This window comes from Nocardia vulneris (assembly GCF_001613425.1).
GTDB lineage: Bacteria > Actinomycetota > Actinomycetes > Mycobacteriales > Mycobacteriaceae > Nocardia > Nocardia vulneris.
Window position 1 is genome coordinate 106404 of the sequence record NZ_BDCI01000017.1, and the last position, 15129, is coordinate 121532.

16 protein-coding genes are annotated in these 15129 nt (G+C 67.8%); 8 read left to right on the forward strand and 8 right to left on the reverse strand.

Translation table 11 applies throughout. The features are described 5' to 3' along the window. Positions 1-22: 22 nt before the first annotated feature. Both NVU01S_RS18225 and NVU01S_RS18230 read right to left on the reverse strand, forming a co-directional pair. Positions 23-553 carry a hypothetical protein gene (locus tag NVU01S_RS18225; protein ID WP_063048141.1) on the reverse strand — a complete coding sequence of 177 codons (531 nt, stop codon included), beginning with the start codon at positions 551-553 and terminating at the stop codon, positions 23-25. 69 nt (positions 554-622) lie between these two features. Next, complete coding sequence (locus NVU01S_RS18230) at positions 623-802, reverse strand: hypothetical protein (RefSeq protein ID WP_043670193.1); 180 nt, start codon at positions 800-802, stop codon at positions 623-625. Between the two features lie 21 nt (positions 803-823). On the opposite strand from NVU01S_RS18230, the gene NVU01S_RS18235 reads away from it, so the two are divergent. From NVU01S_RS18235 to NVU01S_RS18250, 4 genes are all read left to right on the forward strand, one after another. Next, on the forward strand, positions 824-1045 hold the full coding sequence (locus NVU01S_RS18235) for a hypothetical protein (RefSeq protein WP_156161573.1): 222 nt from the start codon (positions 824-826) through the stop codon (positions 1043-1045). 46 nt (positions 1046-1091) lie between these two features. Further along, positions 1092-1604 carry a CAP domain-containing protein gene (locus NVU01S_RS18240; protein ID WP_043670198.1) on the forward strand — a complete coding sequence of 171 codons (513 nt, stop codon included), beginning with the start codon at positions 1092-1094 and terminating at the stop codon, positions 1602-1604. A 150-nt stretch (positions 1605-1754) separates the two neighbouring features. Continuing rightward, the gene (locus NVU01S_RS18245) at positions 1755-2048 is read left to right on the forward strand and encodes a hypothetical protein (protein ID WP_043670201.1); all 294 of its coding nucleotides are present in this window, start codon (positions 1755-1757) and stop codon (positions 2046-2048) included. Then, entirely contained in the window at positions 2045-3217 is a 1173-nt protein-coding gene (locus NVU01S_RS18250) for a JmjC domain-containing protein (RefSeq protein WP_043670203.1), read from the forward strand. Before NVU01S_RS18245 ends, NVU01S_RS18250 begins: the two co-directional genes overlap by 4 nt. Positions 3218-3269: 52 nt before the next feature. On the opposite strand, the gene NVU01S_RS18255 is transcribed toward NVU01S_RS18250, so the two are convergent. From NVU01S_RS18255 to NVU01S_RS18270, 4 genes are read right to left on the reverse strand one after another with little or no spacing between them, the layout of a single operon-like run. After that, complete coding sequence (locus tag NVU01S_RS18255) at positions 3270-4601, reverse strand: nucleotide sugar dehydrogenase (RefSeq protein WP_043670205.1); 1332 nt, start codon at positions 4599-4601, stop codon at positions 3270-3272. A gap of 26 nt (positions 4602-4627) precedes the next feature. Beyond that, positions 4628-5809: a hypothetical protein gene (locus tag NVU01S_RS18260; RefSeq protein ID WP_043670208.1), complete on the reverse strand. Its 1182-nt coding sequence runs from the start codon at positions 5807-5809 to the stop codon at positions 4628-4630. Positions 5810-5840: 31 nt separating this feature from the next. Then, positions 5841-6860, reverse strand: a complete 1020-nt coding sequence (locus NVU01S_RS18265) for a Gfo/Idh/MocA family oxidoreductase (protein ID WP_043670211.1) — start codon at positions 6858-6860, stop codon at positions 5841-5843. 1 nt (position 6861) lies between these two features. Next, entirely contained in the window at positions 6862-8280 is a 1419-nt protein-coding gene (locus NVU01S_RS18270) for an FAD-dependent oxidoreductase (RefSeq protein WP_082032034.1), read from the reverse strand. Between the two features lie 554 nt (positions 8281-8834). Between NVU01S_RS18270 and NVU01S_RS18275 the strand changes: the two genes are divergently transcribed. Further along, positions 8835-9851 carry an RICIN domain-containing protein gene (locus NVU01S_RS18275; RefSeq protein ID WP_244467235.1) on the forward strand — a complete coding sequence of 339 codons (1017 nt, stop codon included), beginning with the start codon at positions 8835-8837 and terminating at the stop codon, positions 9849-9851. A gap of 51 nt (positions 9852-9902) precedes the next feature. Here the strand turns inward: NVU01S_RS18275 and NVU01S_RS18280 are convergent, their stop codons facing one another. Continuing rightward, the gene (locus NVU01S_RS18280; RefSeq protein ID WP_043670393.1) at positions 9903-10280 is read right to left on the reverse strand and encodes a VOC family protein; all 378 of its coding nucleotides are present in this window, start codon (positions 10278-10280) and stop codon (positions 9903-9905) included. A gap of 196 nt (positions 10281-10476) precedes the next feature. Between NVU01S_RS18280 and NVU01S_RS18285 the strand changes: the two genes are divergently transcribed. The 3 genes from NVU01S_RS18285 (at position 10477) to NVU01S_RS18295 (ending at position 14033) form a co-directional block, all read left to right on the forward strand. Next, positions 10477-11625: a threonine synthase gene (locus NVU01S_RS18285; protein ID WP_043670217.1), complete on the forward strand. Its 1149-nt coding sequence runs from the start codon at positions 10477-10479 to the stop codon at positions 11623-11625. 71 nt (positions 11626-11696) lie between these two features. Continuing rightward, positions 11697-12470 (forward strand): cyclase family protein, encoded by a 774-nt coding sequence (locus NVU01S_RS18290; RefSeq protein WP_043670221.1) that lies wholly within the window; start codon positions 11697-11699, stop codon positions 12468-12470. An 81-nt stretch (positions 12471-12551) separates the two neighbouring features. Next, positions 12552-14033: a phospholipase D-like domain-containing protein gene (locus NVU01S_RS18295; RefSeq protein WP_043670225.1), complete on the forward strand. Its 1482-nt coding sequence runs from the start codon at positions 12552-12554 to the stop codon at positions 14031-14033. Positions 14034-14039: 6 nt separating this feature from the next. On the opposite strand, the gene NVU01S_RS18300 is transcribed toward NVU01S_RS18295, so the two are convergent. Further along, positions 14040-15122, reverse strand: coding sequence for a sensor histidine kinase (locus tag NVU01S_RS18300; protein ID WP_043670229.1), 1083 nt, complete (start codon positions 15120-15122; stop codon positions 14040-14042). Positions 15123-15129: the final 7 nt, after the last annotated feature.

The window sequence follows — 15129 nt, forward strand, 5'->3', positions numbered from 1 at the left end:
GCGCCGGTAACCGCGGAACGGGTCAGTCGGTGGGCAACTCTCCCTGCGCTGTCAGGGCGGACAATACGGCCGGACGGACGTAGTCGCGAAGCGTGGCCAGTGCGCCCATGCCCTCGAAATGTGCTGCAGCGACGGCGAAGTCGTCATCCAGCACGACTCCGGCCGCGTGCAGTTCCGCGGACAGCAGTCCGAGGGTGCCGCTGATGGCGGGAGCAGGACGCCACGTGTCGTCGTCGCGGTCCGGCGGAGTGGCACGGTATTCGATCTCCAGCGCTCGGCCGGTCCGCTGCACGTCCGGATGATCTTCCACGCGAGCCGTACGCGCCAACTCCTCGTCCAGGTTGTCCCATTCCAAGGGGCTCCAGGCCTCTTCGGGCGGCACCTCGGCGCGCTCGTCCGCACCGAGCGCATGGACCGTGAAATAGGACGGGCGATACTCCTCGAACCAGCGGATCACGACGCGGACCACTGCGCCGGCGGGGGGATTCGCCTTCAGGTCCGCGGCGATCGCCCGAGCCAGCGCCGCCGAGTACTCCTCTTCCCGCACACTCACCGGCGCAGCGTACCCGACACATCCGGGCAATTGGTCGCGCGCAGCGTGCCTACGCGTCCGCGGTTCGAGCTATGCGGCGCGGCGGGCTGCGACGGCCGCGACGATGATCAGCAAGGCGATCATGGTGGCCAGCAACGGAGTCCACCACCAGCGGGCGCCGATGCAGACCAGCAGGGCGATCGCCGCGAGGGCGGCTATGCCCGGCGGAAAGCCGAGGAACTTCGCCGGGTCGGCGCTCGCCGCCGCCATACCGCGGCGATGCCGAAAACGATGACCGCGAGGAAACTCAGCATCTGCAACCACGCGGCAAGAAACTCGACGGTCGCGGCCGGCGTCACGAGCCTGCTCGCGAAGTCCGCGCACGGCCGGATCGGCTACGCGCTGCTGTCTCGCGCCCCCGCGAACCGGCCGGGCGACGGTGGCCGCCCCGACACCTCCGGGCAACCGCTCGCGCGCAGTCGGTGCGGCACCGCCCATCGTGGAATCGAGTAGTGCCCTACTCGCGTGACCTGCGATTATTCGGCGAACTATCGAGGGTATGAAGTATCGAATCATTACCGCGCTGGGACTGGCCGCAGTCTCCAGCGTTGTGCTCACCGCTTGCCCGGGCACCTCCAGTGTGCCCGGCACGAACCTGCTCGATCTGATCAATCAGAAGCGGGCGGCTCACCATTGCAACCCGGTGTCGGGTGACGACCAGTTGCGCGTCGCGGCCGAACGGCACGCCGTCGATATCCGGGAGCACCCGGATCATTACGGTCCGCCCGGCACCGACCCGCCGCTGCACGATATCCACACCGGCACCGATAATTCCGACGGCGGCGCACGCATCGCCGCGGCGGGCTACGCACCGTTGATCCGCTGGGGCGAAATCATCTATTGGGCGGGCGGGCCACCCGGAAATACCCCGCAGGCCACCATCGACTGGTGGATGCAAAGCGACGACCACCGAGAGCAGATCGAAACCTGCGAATACACCCACGCCGGTATCGGACTGCTATACCCCGGCGGCACCAAATGGATCGCGGTGGTGAACTTCGCCTCCCACTAGTGCCCCTCGAGCGGGCCACACCGGCGCGGCAGTGTACTGCGGCGACGTTCCCGATCGCTCGGGAATCTTTCCCGAATCTTCCCGAATCACCTTGGCATGCCCAGGAAGTCGCGGCCGATAGCCTGCCTGTAGCCGAGGAAAGGGAAGCTCATGGCCGTGATGGACAATCCGGAAGTCCCACCCGCGATCCACGTGCGCGTGGAACAGGAAGCGGAACGGAACTACTCGGCCCGCCCGATCGGCGAGGTGTCGGTGACGATATCGGCCGGGCTCGCCGACGATTTCCTGAATCGTCCCGCCGGGCTGGTCAGCAGCGGTCCCGGCGCGGACGACGACGCGCCGGACGTGCTCGCCGACGCGGACGCGGTCGCCTCCGCGGGGCTGGTCGACGAATTCGTCAACCGCCCAGCAGAACTCGTCAGCAGTGCGCGGGACGACGCATGACCGCCGTCGCGGCCGGGTTCGGCTTCGCCGACTGGTTCGCACCGCTCACGCTGCCGGAGTTCAACCGCGACGTGCTCGGCCGCCGGACCCTGGTGACCCCGCCACGTCCCGAACTGGCAGAGCGGCTCAGCCAGGCACTCGAGATCCGAACTGCCCAGGACCTGTTCGACAAACGGGTCCGGCAGGTCTCGGCGTGGTTCCCGCGCCTCGACGGCGCGATCAGCTCGGCGATCATCCAGCCCGACACCGCCAAACGCTTCTACGACGCCGGAACGACCCTGTTCTATCAGGAGGTCGCCGAGTTCGATCCGTTCGCCCGCGAGGCGGCGGCCGCGTTCGGCGTTTCCGCCAAATCGGCGAAATGCCAACTGTTCTGCAACCGTCCCGGCGCGGTGACAGCCGTGCATTTCGATCCGATCGACGTGGTCACGGTACAGCTGAGCGGCCGCAAGACGTGGCGCGTCGCGCCGAACTCGTTCGCACCCGCGCCGTTGGAAGGGTGGTCGACGAAGGAGTCGGTGCCGCCGGTGCTGCGCCTCTACGCCGATGGACCGCGCCCCACCGCCATTCCCGGCGACGCGACCGAGTTCGTCCTCGAACCCGGTGCGGTACTGCATGTTCCGCGCGGCTACTGGCACGAGACCGCCTCCGATCAGGATTCGATCTCCCTGCACATCCTCCTGATCCCACCGTTGCGGCTCGATTTCCTGCTCGCCGCGCTGCGCAACGAGTTGCTGCGCGACCCGTACTGGCGTGAATCGGCGTACGACTGCAGCGGATTCGACTGGCTGGGCCCCGCGCGGGACGCCTTCGCGACCGCGGTCGACCGGATCGATATCGCGGATCTCACCCGGGCGCCGCTGCCCGACCATCCCGTACAGCTCGGCACGACCTTTGTGCGGGCCGGTCAATCGTGCCTGAGTATCGACTCGGCAGACGCGGCGAGCGCGCGAATAGCCGTGACCGCCTTCGGCTTCAGTGCGACGTCCACCTCGACGACCAGCGTCGACCGGCGACTGCTACCGCCCTGTCGCTGGCTGAACGCCCTCGAAACGGGCACCATGGTCGACGTCGCCGACCTCGTCACCGCCTTCCCCGAACTCCCCAAGCCCGACGCCCAGGACCTGCTCGCCTTCTTCGAACGAGCGAGACTCCTCCGGCGATGCTGAACGGCCCGCACCGCCGAGCACGGCCCGGAACCTGAGTTCCGGGCCGTGCGGGTCAGCCGGCGAGCCCTAGATCGGTCAGCTTCGGGCCGGCTCGGCCGACTCGGTCACAGGACAGGCCTGCCAGGTGCAGGACGATGGGGTCCAGGTGATTTCGGGCGTCGATCACCGCACGACCGCTGAGCAGGCCGGCCATCCGCTTCCAGTCCAGGTCGCGGAATTCGGGCCATTCGGTGAGCAGCATGATCGCCGCCGCACCGTGTGCCACGTGGTAGGCGGTCTCCATGACCCGCAAGCGATCCGGCGTGCCGGGCACCGCGGCGCGGACGCTGGGATCGTAGGCGCGCACGTCGGCACCCTCGGCGAGCAGCCGATCCGCGATCGCCAGCGCCGGTGAGTCCCGCAGGTCGTCGGTGCCTGCCTTGAAGGTCAAGCCCAGCAACCCGATTCGTACGCCCGCCAAGCTGCCGCCGACCGCTTGGCGCACCTTGTCCACCACCAGGTCGCGCTGTCTGGCATTGGTGTCGATGGCCGCCCGCAGCAGCGGGAAATCGCAGCCGGCCGTTTCCGCCGAACGCAACAGTGCGTGTGTGTCTTTGGGCAGACAAGACCCGCCCCACCCCGGGCCGGGACGGAGAAACTCCTTCCCGATTCGCTGGTCGTATCCCATGCCCGCGGTCACGTCGCTAATATCCGCGCCGAGACATTCGCACAACTCCGCGATGGCGTTCACGTAGGACAGTCGCGTGGCCAGATAGCAGTTGGCCGCGTACTTGATCAGCTCCGCGCTTGCCGCACCGGTCAGCAGCACGGGCGCGTCGAGCGGGCCGTACAGCGCGGCGACCCGTTCGGCCGCTGCGGGATCGTTCGAGCCGACCACGATCCGGTCGGGGCTCAGGAAGTCGCGGATCGCGGACCCTTCCCGCAGGAACTCCGGGTTGGAGACGACCGCCACGTCGTCTCGGCCGATCACCCCGCCGAGGCGCACCGCGGTGCCGACGGGCACGGTCGACTTGTTCACGACGACACAGCCGGGCCGCAATTCGTCGCGCACCTCCGCGATGACGGCCTCCAACGTCCGCAGGTCCGCCGCGCCGTCGGCACCCATCGGCGTCGGGACGCACAGGATGACGAACTCGGCGGCGGTCACCGCCGCGCCGGCGCCGAGCACGAAACTCAGTCGCCCCGAAGCCAATCCGTCCACGACGAGTTCACACATCCCCGGTTCCGCGATGGTCGACGCACCGCCGGACAAGGTTTCGATCTTCGCCGGGTCGACGTCCGCGCACACCACGCGATGGCCCAGCGAGGCCAAGCACACCGCCGTCGTCAGTCCGACGTAGCCGGCGCCGACGACAGCGATATCAGTTTTGAACACAGCATTCATCTCCTTGATCGTGCGAACGGGCGATATCAGAGCGGGATCGCCCGAATGCCCTTGAACGGAGCGTCTTTTCCGAGATAGTCGACGGTCTCGAACAAGCCGACCGCGTCCATCGGAAAGCGGGCGCCGGCCTCGGCCGCGAAGAGGCACGGCTGGATCGTCTTCCGTTCCGAGGCGCCGGAGCCGCCGCTCTTGCGAATGTGCTTGTGCGTGTGGATCAGAATGGGCATGAATCCGCCGCCGAGGAACGATCCGCTCTGCAGGATCGCGCCGCCGACGCAGTCGATCACCAAACCCTTGCCGAGGATGGCATCGCGGCCCTGGTAGTAGTAGGACGGCGTGGCGAGCGTGCCGTGCTCGACGTGGAAGACGCCGGCGGAGAGCCCGATGATGGAGCGGCCGCTGATCCGCAGCACGGACTTGTAGAAGTCGACCAGGATCGGTCGCACCTGCGCGTCCGGCAGCTTGAATTCGGGACACAGCAACACGATTCGCATGAGTTCCGCGAGCGTGATCCCGGCGCCGTCCGGGCCGGGGAACTCCTGATCCCACGGCACCAGGTAGTCCGACGGCGCGATCATGCTCGTTCCGGCGTCCTCGACGATCAGCCGCTCCGCGTCGGTGCTCGGGGGCGCGACCGGGGTGCCCGGCGCGAGGACGCGCCCGGCGAGCAGGTACCTGCTCTCCAGCGTCTTCGCGGTGCTGGCGGTGATCAGCAGATCGATCCGCTCCGACGCGGTTTCCGGGATATCGAAGAGGTGATCGATGCCGTCGGTGGGCACGTTGATCTTCGCTTCCAGGCTGCGTGCGGGCAGCGGCTGGTAGGAAGCAACCACCTCCTCGAGCGCACCGGCGTACTCCCCCGGGCCGAGCCGCCGCAGTTCCTCCGCCGCGAACGCGCGATAGTCGTAGGGAATCGCGGTCGAGGTGGACAGCACGACCCCGGCCACCAAGGCGCGGTGCCGGTCGTCGTCCAGCGATTCCGCGGCCAGTTCCAGCGAGAGGTACGCAGATCGTTCGCCCGGCTGGTGGACCCAGCTCACGACGAACGGGTTCTCGAAGCGACACACCTGCGAAAACAGTTGGTACGCGGCGTCTTCGGACTTGATCCAGGTGGCAACCCGGGTCCGGGCCGATTCCGCGTCGGTGACTTCGGCCAGCATGTCGGGCGCCACGCGCAGGAGCTTCGAAACTTCCTCGATGGTGTGCATTTCGGTGCCTCTTTCGATCGTGCGATATTTCTCAGATATTGATGAAGCGACTGGCCAGACCCGCCATGAACCGATGCTCCGGAAGTCGCATCGGCGGCACGGGTTCGGTGGTGCCGCAGAGTAGGTCCAGCTGAATGAGCAATGCCTCCTTGAAATGGTTTCCGGAGATCGTGAATTGCTGCCGCACCGCGGCATCACGGACATAGACGGCGTGCTGGTTCTTGTAATCGAGCGCCACGCCGTAATGCGGCTCGAACACCAGCGTCACGTGCCTGCCGGAGGCGAATTCCACATCGGCGAAGCGATAGCGCATCTCGGCGCCGTAGGGGATCACCGAGTGCCGCAGGCAATCCCGCGCGAGATCCCCGGGGAAGGCGAACCCCGCCAGCTCGGCGAACCCGATGTCGCCGCGGGACGAGGCGTAGAGTTCGATTTCGGGCAGATCCATCGCCAGGGTGCGCACCCGCATTTCGGGCGTGATCGACAGCGGAGTCGTGCGCAGATAGGTCCGGTACCGCTCGCGCGGCAGGATCGACCGCAGAATGCTCAGCATGTGGAAGAACTCGTAACCGGCCTCGCCGTAACGGGTGTCGACGAACCTGCCGTGCGCGACGTCGAGTTCCCGGTTCTTGGTGAACTCGATCGTTATTTTCCTGAGCTGATCCGTTCGGCCGCATTGCCGGACCGATTCGGCGAATTGCCGCACCGCCGCGCTGTAGGTGTAGACATCGTTGACGAGGATCCGTGCCTGCGGATTATGCCGGAGCAGCCGGGCCAGTTCGGGTAGCTCCGCGGGATAGCAGGCCGGCTTCTCGAGCAGGATGCGCGCGTCCGGACGAGCCCGCAGCAGCTCGGTGACCACGGGCAGATGCGTGGCCGTCGGCGTCGCGACGACCCAGGCCGCCACCTGCGCCGGGTCGGGTACCAGCGCGATCCGCGGGAAATCCGCGCCCGGTCGCCGATCGACGGTGACCACCTCGTGGCCGGCCTCTTCGAAGTACGTGGCGTGCCGCGCGCCGATCATGCCGCGGCCGATGACAACGATGCGCATGTCAGACCGCCCCGGCACGCCGGGCGTATGCGGCCGCGTGCGTGCCCGCCGCTCGACCGAGTACCGCACCCGCCATCAATCCGGTGCCCGCCGGATAGCCCTGATCGTAGAGTCCGCCGACGATCACACCCGCGGCATAGAGTCCGTCGATCGGCTCGCCACCGCCGCGCACCTCGGCGTGCTCGGTCACCGAGAGTCCGCCGTAGGTGAACGTCAGTCCGGCGACCACCGGAGCGAAAAGATAAGGCGGCGTGTCGATATGGGTTACCGCGTCTTTGTCGCCGTTCAGCCGCGCCACCTCGGCACGCAATTGGCCGGCATCGATGCCGAGCTGACGAGCACCGTCCGCCAGAGAGGGGGCGATGATCGACGCCGGGTCGCTGAAATAGCTGTCGGGCAGGCCCCCGGCATTGATCACCTTGCTGTCGAAGATCTGGAATGCGATCTTGCCGGGCTGTTCCATGATCTTCTGCCCGAGCGTGACGTAGGCGAGATTGCTGTACTCGGCGCGTTCGTCGAAGAATCGATGGCCGGACCGGTTGACGACGATGCCGCGCGGAAAGGCGTATCGGGTCAGCTCGTGCGATCGGGACATCTGGCCGGGCAACATATAGCTGGGCAACCCGGTGCCCTGCGGGGTGGTGTGGCATTTTCGCCAGTTGCCGGCCGTGTCCGCGCCCAGCGCGATGGCCGCCGCCAAGGGCAGCCCGTCGTTGAACGGCACGCCGCGCAATTTCACCTCGCGCCAGGGACTGCCCAGGTGGTGCCCGCGCATCTGCGCGTTGCCTTCGAATCCACCGGACGCGAGAATCAGTGCGTCGCAGACGAGCGGGAAGGCCGGTCCCGACCCGAGCACACGGTACTTTCCACCGGCCGCCGGCTCTATGCCGGTTACCGGATTCTCGTAATAGACGACGCCGCCGAGGCGTTCGTACTGATCGAAGTTGCGGTCCTGCAGGCCTTGCCCGCCGCCGTCGAACACGACCGGCACGTCGCCGGGCAGCGGATTCTTTCGCGGCACCCACCGCTGGCCGAGGCCGTGCATCCAGGTGATCGCGCTGTTCGAGCGATGGATGATCGACTCGATGAGTGCGGCGTCGACCTGGCTGCCGGAAACCCGGAGCCAATCGTCGAGGTAGTCGTCCTCGGTGTACTCGCGCCGGCCCGCGAGCAACGTGCCGACGCGACGGTCATCCGGTTCGTCGAGCAGCGCGGCGATGTACGACCGTTCGTGCCAAGGGAACCGCACGCTTTTCGTCAAGGCGCTGTTACCGCCGCGCAGGTCCTTCGGCGCGGCTTCGAGGACGACCACGGACTCCGCACCGGCCTGCCGCGCCGCGATTCCCGCGCACAGACCCGCATGGCCGGCGCCGACGACAACGACCTGCCATTCGTGATGAATACTTGCTCGGGCATTCATGCAGAACCCTCCTATGTCGAATCCCCCTGGGCAGCAGGCTGCCGACGATGAATACGAATCCCCCGTGTGGGTAAACCCCGTCCGACCGCACCGTGCGTGTCCGGTCCGTGATCGCAAACTGGTCGTTCTAGTCTTGCTTCGACTGTGCAGTCCGCCAAGGGTTTTCGCTGTTCAGGCCGCGTTCGAAACAAGCAGGACACGTTCGCGAACACACTCGAACGCGCACCGATCGCTTCGGTCGCGGCGGCTGCCAGCGGTGATGCGCGGCACCGGCACAACGATTCGCGGCCTGTACGAAGCAGAGCGTGAACGAGCGTTCGACCCGCGCCGCACATTCCCCACACGTCACGTGCACAAGCGGCGCGTCATCCGGTGCCGTGCCCGCCGGAGCCGAGCGGCCACCGGAAGAACAAGCCGTGCAGCGCATTTGCGACAAGCCCCGCAGCGACTACATGGGAGTTTCGCCGCAATCCGTTGCGCTCCAAGCAGTTCGACCCCTTAGGGGGTGTTCGTCTGGGGGATACCGTTTCGCGACTTCTGCCATGCTGGAAGCTATGGAGCGAGCGGAGGAGGGTGGGGCCGCCCCATCGCCTGGTGACCTACCTGAGCCGGGCGGGGCCGGTTCTCCTGTCGAATTCATCGCCGTGCTGCGGCTGCTGAAAACGTGGTCCGGGTTGGCTTACCGGCAGCTGGAAGGAAAGGCCGCGGCCTCCGGTGACGTGTTGCCGTCCAGCACGATCGCGACCACACTCGGGCGCGACACCCTGCCCAGGGAGCGATTCGTCATCGCGTTCACCCGCGCCTGCGGCCTCGACGACACCCAGGTGCAGAAGTGGCTCGAGGTGCGTCGTCGCCTCGCCATGCGTGACCAGGTACCGGTTCGGGCCGTCGTCGAGAGTGCGGCCGCCGACGCGCCCGGACCAGTCGCCGAGACGCCGAAACCGGCACGGCGAAAACGTCTTTCGCGCTGGCTGTATCCGGTCGGCTGCGCCGTCGCCGCGGCGATCGGCATCGTGGGGACGCTGGCCGTGCAAGGCTGGGTGCTGCACACCCATGACGACACGCTGCCCACGGCGAGCCAACCGCTGCCCGGGCTGGCGCTCGCGGACGTGGGCAGCTGGGTGCGTATCCAACCGGCCCGCACCCCGGAACTGTGCCTGGCCGAGGGACGCGACCGCACCCAGCGCTACCCCACCGCCATCGCGGCGCAGCGCGTCTGCACGCCGGCGTCGCCGCGGGTCTACCTCGATCCGATCGATGAGGGCACGGTCCAGATCCAATGGCACCACTCGAAATACGGCATCGGCTGCCTCACCGTGCTGGCGGGTGGGCCGGGCGACAACTTGCTCGAGCCCAGGGACGACTGCGCCGACGACAATCCCGCCCAGCAGTTCCGGATCGAGCCGACGGGCCCGGCCTCGGCCGCCCGCTTCCGCATCCGCACCACCGCCACGAACCACTGCCTGGCCCTGCGCGATCAAGACACCGCCGACGGCACCGAAATCGTCCAGGGCCGCTGCTCCGGCGCCCGCGACCAAGAATTCCTGATCCACCTCATCCCACCCGCGTGAACCGGGCACGCGCGGACAACCAGCGTGGGAGTTATCGCGGCCGCCGGTGGTTCAGTGGCCGAGGATGCGAGCGCGTAGTTCTGTGGACCATTGCACATATTCGACGATTGCGCCGTCGGTGTGGCGGAGGTAGACGTAGCGGCCGGTTGCGCTGTGCGCGGGACCGCCGGTGATGGTGGCCCCGGTCGGGGTGAGTGCGGTGATCAGCTCGTCCAGGTCGTCGACGATCACCGGGCCGGTGGTGGCACGGTAGCGGTCGGTGTGTTCGGGCGCGCCCGCGATGAGCAGGAAGTCACCGACCGCGGCGAGTTCGGCCTGTTCGAAGACGAATCGGAGATCGGCTGGGGCGCCGACGAGTTTCTCGTAGGTCGGCAGGGCGGTGTCGAGATCGGTGACGAACAGCCGGGCGTAGGTCTTCAGAATCTGCACGTCGGCGACGCTACGGTGGAGTCGGCGGGCGCGGAACTTGTCGCGACGATTCACGCGTTGTGCGGATGGTCGCGCACCCACCTGGACGAACTTCTCGCCGCCCCGGCGCACCGGCCCGCCACACCCTGACCCCGGCTCTGCCACAGATCCGGACACCTTGGGGCGAAGCAGGTCTGGCGGGCGCTAGAAAGGACAGGTGAATTCCTCTGCCGAACCGTTCCTCTACGACCGTTCGGGTCGCCGCTACGAGATCTCGAGCCCGCGCTGGCGCGGTGACGACGGCACGCCCCTGGCCGTCAGCCCCATGCCGGGTATCGCCCCTGAGCAGATCGTGACGTCCGAACGCTCACTGTGGCGGTATCAGGCGGCGATCCCGGTTCCGGCGCGGCATCGGATCAGCCTCGGTGAGGGTGCGACGCCGATGGTGCCGCTCGACTGGGATGGCCGACGGGTGCACTTCAAACTCGAATGGTTCAACCCCACTTCGAGTTTCAAGGACCGCGGGGTCGCGGTGATGATGTCGCATCTGGCCGGTCAGGGCGTCACGAAGGTTCTCGAAGACAGTTCCGGCAACGGCGGTTCCGCGGTCGCCGCCTACTGCGCGGCCGCCGGACTCGACGCCAGGATCCTCGTGCCCGAGCTGACCTCGGCCGCGAAGATATTGCAGGCCAAGGCCTATGGCGCCGAGATCGAACTCGTGGCAGGCACCCGCGACGAGGTGGCGGATGCGGCGATCCGCCAGTCGGCACAGCTCACCTACGCCAGCCACAACTGGCATCCGTTCTTCTTGCAGGGCACCAAGACCATCGCCTATGAGATGTGGGAGGACCTCGGGTTCCGCGCACCGGACAATGTCGTGCTCGTCGCCGGAGCCGGCAGCAACGTGCTCGGCTGCGATATCGCGTTCGGCGAATTGCTCGCGGCGGGCCGGATCGCACGCCTGCCCCGGCTGCTGATCGGCCAGCCCGAACACTGGGCCACCATCGCCGACACGTGCAACGGGCTCGACCCGGCCGACCGTGCACCACGCGAACCCACGATCGCCGAGGGCGCCGCCATCGCCGACCCGGTCCGGTTGCCCGAGGCAGTCGCGGCGGTCCGCCGATCCGGCGGCGCGGCCGTCGCCGTTCCCGATGCGGCGATCCGGGCCGCGGTGCGCAAGCTCGCGGCCCGTGGGCTCTACGCCGAACCCACCAGCTGCGTCGCCGTCGCCGCACTGGATCACTTTCTCGCCGAAGGCCTCATCGCCGCCGATGAGACCACCGTCGTCGTGCTCACCGGCGCCGGACTCAAATCGTCGGAGCAGATGGCCCGCGTCTTCGACCGATCACCGGCGGTCGAGTGATCCCCCGGCCGACCTTCCGGGACTGACGGCAGAATGTGACCCGGGGGCGTACTAGCCGAGGAGGGCCGATCATGCGCCGGTTGGTGGACATCTCTGTGCCGTTGCAGGCGGATATCGCCTCGGACCCGCCCGGGCATCTGCCGGAGATCGACTATTACACCCACGCGGAGACGGCCGCGGACATGCTCGGCTTCTTTCCCGGAGCGACCCGGGCCGACCTGCCCGACGGCGAGGGCTGGGCCATCGAACGGGTCCGCATCAGCACCCACAACGGCACGCATCTCGATGCGCCGTACCACTATTCGGCCACCATGGACGGCGGCGCACGCGCCATCACCATCGACGAGGTGCCGCTGGACTGGTGCCTGCAACCCGCGGTGAAACTGGACTTCCGGCACTTCGCGGACGGCTACGTCGCGACCGCCGACGATGTCGCCGCCGAATTGCGCCGCATCGGCCACCAGTTGCGCCCGCTCGACATCGTCGTCGTCAATACCTCCGCCGGAACCCGCTACGGCAGTGCCGATTACGTCTCCTCGGGCTGCGGGATGGGCCGCGACGCCACCCTCTACCTCTTGAACCAGGGCGTGCGCCTCACCGGCACCGACGCCTGGAGCTGGGACGCGCCGTTCGTGCACACCGCCGCCCGCTATGCCCGCGACCACGACCCCGCCGTCATCTGGGAGGGCCACCGCGCCGGCCGCACCATCGGCTACTGCCACCTGGAGAAACTGCACAACCTGGAATCCCTGCCGCCCAACGGCTTCCAGATCTCCTGCTTCCCCGTCAAAATCCACGCCGCCTCCGCGGGCTGGACCCGAGCCGTAGCCATCTTCGACGACTGACGGAGCGGGAGCCGCCGCCGCGCCGGCGGGCAGTAATGTGAAACGTCCATCTTGCACGGCCGGACGGAGAACCGACTACCCATGGGCGACGAGCGTCAAATCCTCACCCCCGGCGAAACCTGCTGGCAGATCGCACGTGCCGACCGGCTGGCGTGCATCGTCGACGCGGCCGACTACTTCCGGCACGCAAAGTCCGCGATGTTGCAGGCCCGCAAGCGCATCGTGCTGATCGGCTGGGACTTCGACACCCGGATCAAGTTCGAGCCGCGGGAGCAGACCCTCGAGGGACCGAACCGGCTGGGCAAGTTCCTGTCCTGGCTGCCGAAGCAGCGGCCGGATCTCGATATCTACCTGCTGAAATGGAATGTCGGCGCGTTCGCGGCGATCGGTCGTGGCATGACGCCGATCTTCGTCGTCAACTGGCTGACCGATCGCCGATTGCATCTCGAGATGGACGGCGCGCATCCGATCGGCTCGGCCCATCATCAGAAGATCGTGGTGATCGATGACGCGCTCGCGTTCTGCGGCGGCATCGATATGACCGTCGACCGCTGGGACACCAGCGACCATCAGGACGACAACCACTATCGCACCGAGCCGAACGGCCACCGCTACGGACCGTGGCACGACGCGACCACCGCCGTCGACGGCGAGGCGGCGAAGGCGATCGGCGAACTGGCCCGCGCCCGCTGGAAGGCGGCGACGGGCGAACAACTGGCCCCCGTCGACGAGATCGCCGGGCAGACACCGTGGCCGGACGGACTCGCGCCGACCATGCGCTCGGTGGCGGTGGGCGTCGCACGGACGCTGCCCGAACTCGCCGACCGCGCCGAGGTGCGCGAAATCGAAGCGCTGTATCTGGCGGCGATCGCGGGCGCCACCCGCTCGCTGTACATCGAAAGCCAGTACCTGGCCTCGCGCACCCTGGCCGAGGCGATCGCCGCGCGGCTGCGCGAGCCGGGCGGTCCGGAGATCGTGCTGGTGCTGCCGCGGCACGCGGACGGCTGGCTCGAACAGCAGACGATGGACGGGGCTCGCCGTCGCCTCCTGCACCTGCTGTGGCAGGCCGACACCGAACACCGGCTGGGCGTCTACTACCCGGTGACCGCGGCCGGTGCGCCGATCTACGTGCACGCCAAAGTGCTCGTGATGGACGATCGGCTGCTGCGAGTGGGCTCGTCGAACCTCAACAACCGGTCGATGGGCTTCGACACCGAATGCGATCTGGCGGTAGAGGTCACCCCCGGCACCGCGGACGGCCCGGTGCTGCGGGAAACCATTCTCGGGATCCGGCGCCAGTTGATCTGCGAACATCTCGACGCCGAGCCCGCGAAGTTCGACGCCGCCCTCGCCGAGACCTCGTCCCTGCTGCGCACCGTCGAGACGCTCCGCTGCTCCGGCCGCACCCTGGTGCGGTTCGAACCGGAAACCGTTGCGAACGAAGACAGTCCGCTCGCCGAGAACGAGTTGATGGATCCCGAGCGCACCCCACCGAGCCTGTGGGACACCCCGGTGCTCAGCCGCAGCCTCCGCAGATTGAAGGCGGGCGCGGTGCGCTGGTAGGCACGGCTAGACGCCGCGGTGCCCGTCGGGACCGGTGCCGGGGAGCCGCACCGTCACGATCAGCCCGCCGTCGAGACGTGGTGTGAGGGTGAGGATTCCGTGGTGGGCCTGGGTGATGCTGTGCACGATCGCCAGGCCGAGGCCGACACCGGAGTGATGCGTGCGCACGCGTTGGGTGCCGCGTTGAAACGGCTCGGTCAGCGTGGCAACCATCGGCGGGCTGAGCTTTTCACCTGTGTTCTCGACCGCGAGCACCACCGCGCCGGGCTGCGCGTAGGTGGTGATCCACGCGACGCCGTGTTCGGGCAGGTTGTGCACGATGGCGTTGTGCACGAGGTTCGTCGTCAGCTGCAGCAGCAGGGCGTGCGATCCGACGACGGGGGTCACCTCGCCCGAGGTCTCCAGCGTGACACCGTGCTGTTCGGCAAGGGCGAGCAGCGTTTCGGTGGCTTCCTCGGCGAGCAGCGACAGATCGACGTGCTCGCGCGTGAACGACCGTCGGTCGGCGCGGCTGAGCAGCAGCAGGGCTTCGGTGAGATCGATGGCTCGCGCGTTGACCGTGTGCAGGCGATCGACCAGTTCGCCGGCGTCGCGCCCGCGATCGGTGCGGGCCACGTCGAGCAGTGTCTGTGTGATCGCGAGCGGGGTGCGTAGTTCGTGTGAGGCGTTCGCGGCGAACCGCTGCTGTTCGGCGACGTGTGCTTCCAGCCGGGCGAGCATCGTGTCGAAAGCGTCGGCGAGTTCCCGGAATTCGTCGCGGCGACCCGGCAGCCGGATCCGGTGCGACAGCGACGCGTCGGCGGCCAGCCGCACAGCATCGGTGATGCGGGTCAAGGGGGCGAGCATCCGGCCGGCGAGCAGCCAGCCGCCCGCGAGCCCGAACACCAGCAGGAAGCCGAGCACGGCGACCACGAACGGCGCGAACGCACGGACGAGGACCGAACGGTTGATCCAGAAGTTGCCGTCGGTGTCGATCCAGCCGGCGGGCATGAAATACAAATAGAAGACCAGCAGGGCCGTGAGCAGCAGCACGCCGGTGAGCATGAGGAAACCGGCGTAGCTGAGGGTGAGTTTGAGACGAACGCTCAAACCCGGT